This is a genomic window from Delftia sp. ZNC0008, assembly GCF_000799035.1.
Taxonomy (GTDB): domain Bacteria; phylum Pseudomonadota; class Gammaproteobacteria; order Burkholderiales; family Burkholderiaceae_C; genus Comamonas; species Comamonas tsuruhatensis.
Map to the genome: position 1 here is coordinate 1 of NZ_JTKZ01000596.1, position 4,608 is coordinate 4,608.

4 protein-coding genes are annotated in these 4,608 nt (G+C 68.1%); all 4 read left to right on the forward strand.

Features of this window, described 5'->3' with window-relative positions:
- Positions 1-86: 86 nt before the first annotated feature.
- Positions 87-1,403, forward strand: a complete 1,317-nt coding sequence (locus tag L995_RS19680; RefSeq protein ID WP_047473117.1) for a nucleobase:cation symporter-2 family protein — start codon at positions 87-89, stop codon at positions 1,401-1,403.
- A gap of 31 nt (positions 1,404-1,434) precedes the next feature.
- Entirely contained in the window at positions 1,435-1,803 is a 369-nt protein-coding gene (gene arsC / locus L995_RS19685; protein ID WP_016447918.1) for an arsenate reductase (glutaredoxin), read from the forward strand.
- Positions 1,804-1,898: 95 nt separating this feature from the next.
- Positions 1,899-3,452 (forward strand): Do family serine endopeptidase, encoded by a 1,554-nt coding sequence (locus L995_RS19690; RefSeq protein WP_016447917.1) that lies wholly within the window; start codon positions 1,899-1,901, stop codon positions 3,450-3,452.
- Positions 3,453-3,738: 286 nt separating this feature from the next.
- A partial coding sequence (locus L995_RS19695; protein ID WP_197065165.1) for an ATP-binding cassette domain-containing protein occupies positions 3,739-4,608 on the forward strand: 870 nt, incomplete at its 3' end.

A 4,608-nucleotide genomic window follows, 5' to 3' on the forward strand; every position in this document is an offset into this window, starting at 1 on the left:
CCGCGTCCTTTTCCGGCACCACTGCCCCGACATACATACAAGCGCCTCTGAAGAGGCCGACGGCCAGGACACAAGGAGACAAGACAATGGAACAACTGCTTTACAAGGTGGAAGACCGTCCGCCAATGCTCATCACCACGGTCCTTCTGTCGCTGCAGCACCTGCTGGCGGCGCTGGGCGGCATCATCGCCGTGCCCCTGGTCTTCGGCGGGGCGCTCAAGCTGCCGGCCGACCAGATCGTGGCGCTGGTGAATGCAGCGCTGCTGGGCTCGGGCGTGGTCACCATCGTCCAGTGCAGGGGGGTGGGGCCCGTGGGCATACGGCTGCCCTGCGTCATGGGCACCAGCTTCGCCTTCGTGGGCGCGGGCATCAGCGTGGGGCTGGAGCATGGTGTGGCCGGCATCCTGGGCTCCTCGCTGGTAGGGTCGCTGGTGATGATCGTGGGCAGCTACTTCATGCCCGTGATCCGCCGCTTCTTCCCGCACACCGTGACCAGCGTGGTCGTGACCATGATCGGCCTGTCGCTGACCCCCGTCGCCGTGGACTGGGCTGCGGGCGGCATGGGCCGCAGCGACTACGGCGCGATCGGCCACCTGGCCATCGCCGGCTTCGTGCTGGTGCTGGTGATCGGCTTCGTGCAGTGGGGCAGGGGCATCGTCTCTGCCTCGGCCGTGGTGCTGGGCATCGCCTGCGGCTATGTGCTGTGCCTTGCGCTGGGCCTGATCGACTTCACCCAGGTGAGCGAGGCCGCGGTCTTCGCCATCCCGCAGCCGCTGAGCTTCGGCATGACGTTCCCGGTGGCCGGCATCGTCGCCATGTCCATCGCCTTTCTGGTGACCATCGTCGAGACCACGGGCACCTTCATGGCCCTGGGCGCGGCCACGCAGACGCGCATCGACGGCAAGCGCCTGTCCAGCGGCATGCTGTGCGACGGCGTGGGCTCGGCCTTCGCGGCCGTGATGTCCAGCCCTCCGCTGTCCACCTTCGCCCAGAACGTGGGCGTGGTCTCGCTGACCGGCGTGGCCAGCCGCCATGTGGTCATGCTGACGGGCGTCATGCTGCTGCTGGCCGGCCTCTTTCCTGTGCTGGGCGCACTGGTGGTGACGATTCCGCAGCCCGTGCTCGGCGGCGCGGGGCTGATGATGTTTGCCATGATCATTTCTGCCGGCATCCGCATGCTCAGCGGCGCCGAGCACTCGCGGCGTGCCAGCCTGATCATCGCGGTCTCGCTGGGCTGCGGCCTGGCGGTCACGGTGCGCCCGGACCTGCTGGCCCGCATGCCTGCCTTCGTGCGCGAAGTCTTCGGCTCGGGCATTACCGTCGGCGCCCTGGTCGCGGTGGGGCTGAACCTGCTGCTGCCCGGCCGCGAGGTCGATGCCCATCCCGAAGAAGCCGTGGCCTGAGGCGCATTTTCATGGGCCTACACTGCGGCCCATGAACACCACCGCCCCCCGCACCGACATCACCATCTACCACAACAACCGCTGCAGCAACTCGCGCGGCGCGCTGGCCCTGCTGCGCGACAACGGCATAGAGCCGACCATCGTCGACTACATCGCCCAGCCCCTGGACGCTGAGCAACTGCAGGCCCTGGTCCGGCAGCTGGGCATGCCCGTGCGCGAGCTGCTGCGCAGCAAGGAAGCCGTCTTCGCCGAGCTGGGCCTGGGCGATGCATTGGCCAGCGATGCGCAGTTGCTCGCCGCCGTGGCCGAGCACCCGGTGCTGCTCAACCGCCCCATCGTCGTCACGCCCAAGGGCGCGGCGCTGTGCCGCCCGCCTGAGAAGGTGCTGGCGCTGATCTGAGAGGCACGGCGAGGCTTCTAAGCCTCGCCTAAGTCTGCCCCTTCAGACTTCTCCCCAACGCAGCAAGGAACGCTGCTTTTGAGGAAAGGTCTGCCATGAACAAGATTCTGTCGACTCCCCGCCGTCTGGTGCTGGCCCTGGTGGCCGCAGGTGCCATCGGCGCCCTGGGCGCCACGGGCGCCGGTCTGGTTGGTGTGGTGCATGGCGATGCGCGTGCCGCCACGTCGCTGTTTGCGCCTGCAGCACAGCCTGCTTCTGCCGCTTCTCCTGCTTCTCCCGCCGGCGCCGTGGCGGCGCCCAACTTTGCCGACATCACGGCGCGCAATGGCGCGGCCGTGGTCAACATCAGCGTGGTCGGCAGCTCGCGTGCCATGGGCGAGGACGGCGACGAGGCCGCAGCGCGCCAGGGGCAGCAGGGCGTGCCGGGCATGGACCCCAACGATCCGTTCTTTGAATTCTTCCGCCGCTTCGGCGTGCCCGGCATGCCGGGCATGGGCCAGGGCCAGCCCCAGCGCGATGTGCCCACGCGCGGCGAAGGCTCGGGCTTCATCGTCTCCAGCGACGGCCTGATCCTGACCAACGCCCACGTGGTGCGCGGCGCCAAGGAAGTGACCGTCAAGCTGACCGACCGGCGCGAGTTCAGCGCCAAGGTGCTGGGCGCCGATCCCAAGACCGACGTGGCCGTGCTGCGCATCGAGGCGAAGAACCTGCCCACGGTGTCGCTGGGCAAGACGGCCGATCTGCGCGTGGGCGACTGGGTGCTGGCCATCGGCTCGCCCTTCGGCTTCGAGAGCAGCGTGACGGCCGGCGTGGTCAGCGCCAAGGGCCGCACCCTGCCGGACGACAGCTTCGTTCCTTTCCTGCAGACGGACGTGGCCATCAACCCCGGCAACTCGGGCGGCCCGCTGTTCAATGCGCGCGGCGAGGTGGTGGGCATCAACAGCCAGATCTACTCGCGTTCGGGCGGCTACCAGGGCGTGTCCTTCGCCATTCCCATCGAGGTGGCCACGCGCGTGCAGCAGCAGATCGTGGCCACAGGCAAGGTGCAGCATGCGCGGCTGGGCGTGGCCGTGCAGGAGGTGAACCAGGCCTTTGCCGATTCCTTCAAGCTCGACCGTCCCGAAGGCGCCCTGGTGTCCAGCGTGGACAAGAACGGCCCTGCCGCCAAGGCGGGACTGGAGCCCGGCGACGTGGTGCGCAAGATCGATGGCCAGCCCATCGTGGGCTCGGGCGATCTGCCGGCCTTTGTGGGCCAGGCGCTGCCGGGCCAGAAGGTCACGCTGGAGATATGGCGCAACGGCGAGGCCCGCACGCTCAGCGCCGTGCTGGGCGATGCCAGCGACAAGGCCGCCAAGGTGGCCAAGGACAAGCCCGACGCCGGCAAGGGCAAGCTGGGCCTGGCCCTGCGCCCGCTGCAGCCCGAGGAAAAGCAGCAGATCGGCGTGAAGGACGGCCTGGTCGTTGCCGACGCTGCAGGCCCGGCGGCCGAGGCCGGCATCACGCAGGGCGATGTGCTGCTGTCCATCAACGGCTCGCCTGCCGGTGATATCGAGGCCGTGCGCGCCGCCATGGCCAAGGCCGGCAAGACCGTGGCCGTGCTGATTTGGCGCGATGGCAACAGGATATTTGTTCCCGTACGTCTCGGGTAAGCGAAAGGAGGTAAGGGACTGAAAAGCACCTGCACACTGAATTGATCGCACAGCCCCGGCACGAATGTGCCGGGGCTTATTGCATGGGAATTCAACCGGCCAGTGGCTGGCTATTCCTGCATTCGTGCGGCAATGTGATGGTTGTATTCTGTGAATTCACATCCTTTTGCGTTAGCGGTGTTTCAAATTGTGACGATTTGAGATAGAGCGAATACGCTTAGACTGCCGGCCCATCCAGGCGGGCGTGCACCGTTCTGGTTTCAGGAAGAAGCGCCCGCAAGGGCCCATGGCAAAACAGGAAGGGCATGCTTTGAAGCAGGACTACAGCTTGCAGGCGGCGGGTTTGGGCGCATCGTTCGGCGCGCGCGTCATCCTGGCTGAGGTGGACTTCACGCTGCCCACCCACGGCATCACGGCCCTGCTGGGCCCCAGCGGCTCGGGCAAGTCCACGCTGCTGCGCACGCTGGCCGATCTCAATGCCGCCAATCCGCGCTTTCGCCGCTGGGGCAGCGTGCGCTACGCGGGCCAGGAATGGACCGGCACCATGCAGGCGCCGCGCCTGGTGCAGCAGCAGGCCCGGCTGATGATGGCCAGCACCTTCGACGCCATCGTCGAGCTGGCCCGGCCCCGCCTCAAGCTGGTGCCGCATGCGCTGCGCGACTGGTGCCGCGCGCAGGTGCAGGCCTTCGGCTTTCCCGAGCTTGCGCTGATGTTCGACCAGCCGGCGCTGCAGCTGTCCCCCGTGCAGCAGCGTGCCGTGGCCATCCTGCGCGAAGCGCTGGCCGAGCCGGCCCTGCTGATGGTGGACGAGCCCACGGCAGAGCTTGAGGGCTACGAGGCCTTCGTGCTGCTGGAGCTGCTGCGCCAGGTGGCCCAGCGCACGGCCGTGCTGATGAGCACGCACCACCAGCAGCACGCACAGGCCGTGGCGCAGGACATGCTGCTGCTGGCCGGCGGCCGCATTGCCGAGGCGCAATCCATGGAAGCCTTCCAGCGTGCGCCGCTGTCGCTGGCGGGCCAGCAGTTCCTGCGCACCGGCAGCTGTGCCGTGGCCTCGCCCGATGCGCGGGCCGAAGACCTGGAGGAGGGCGTGCCCCTGCCTCCTCCGCTGCCTGCAGCGGCCGTGGCCGCGATCTCCGAATTCCTGTCGGACGCA

Bases quoted from the DNA above. Each gene is read 5' to 3' on its own strand.
- L995_RS19680 (WP_047473117.1), top strand. From the start codon at position 87: ATGGAACAACTGCTTTACAAGGTGGAAGACCGTCCGCCAATGCTCATC.
- arsC (WP_016447918.1), top strand. From the start codon at position 1,435: ATGAACACCACCGCCCCCCGCACCGACATCACCATCTACCACAACAAC.
- L995_RS19690 (WP_016447917.1), top strand. From the start codon at position 1,899: ATGAACAAGATTCTGTCGACTCCCCGCCGTCTGGTGCTGGCCCTGGTG.